Raw genomic sequence first — 737 nt, 5'->3', positions numbered from 1 at the left:
GGCCGAGACGGGCGGGGTGAGGCCCAACGCGGTCAACGCGCCGCGTTGTTCGCCGCCCAGCCGTTCCCAGCCGGACCGCTGCCGGGCGACCCACCGGCCGAGCGCGGCACCGCGGTACACGACGTCCACGCCGACGTCGTCGAGCCGCGGCCCGTCGCCGCGCGCGGCCAGGAACTGCTGCGCGTAGGTGAGGTGGCGTTGCCAATCCGGCGTCCAATGCCGTGGGTTCCATTCCTCGCCGTCGACGAGCGCGTCCAGGGCGACGTCACGCTCGGCGGGCAGGGTGCCGGCCTTGCCCTGTGCCCGGCGTTTCTCCAGCCACCGCCCGACCGGGTACCCCTCGATCACGGCGTCCTTGGGCGCGGCGAGGGTGCCGTGTTCGGCGGCGTAGCGGCGCGCCATCGCGTACCCGTCCTCCCACGCCCGATCGTGGACCGACCACACCATGCCCAGCTCTTCCAGCTCCTCGACCTGCGGAGCGCCCAGACGCCCGGCGGCGTACTCCCGCCGCTGCTCCGAGATCCATTGGCCGAGCGGGAACTTCACTCCGTGGTGGTCGACGTCGACCTCGTCGATCTGCGCCCGCAGATCGAGGTGCGCGCGTTGGTAGCGCTGCGCGGCGGCCAGGCCGCGCAGCCAGTTCCGCGCCTGCGGGTCGACGACGCGCAACTCGACGAACCGCGCGATCTCGGCCGGGTCGCGCAGGGTGGAGAACCGCAGGATCGGCCGCCACTCCT

1 protein-coding gene is annotated in these 737 nt (G+C 73.5%); it reads right to left on the bottom strand.

The window, feature by feature from the left end:
* Positions 1 to 737, bottom strand: a 737-nt coding sequence (locus GT354_RS47595; protein WP_202513106.1) for a helicase associated domain-containing protein, incomplete at both ends; no start/stop codon positions are given.

Origin of the sequence: Streptomyces sp. SID3343, from assembly GCF_009865215.1 — a bacterium.
Taxonomy (GTDB): Bacteria; Actinomycetota; Actinomycetes; order Streptomycetales; family Streptomycetaceae; genus Embleya.
The sequence above is the reverse complement of the archived record's forward strand: the minus strand, read 5'-3'. Positions and strand labels throughout refer to the sequence as shown.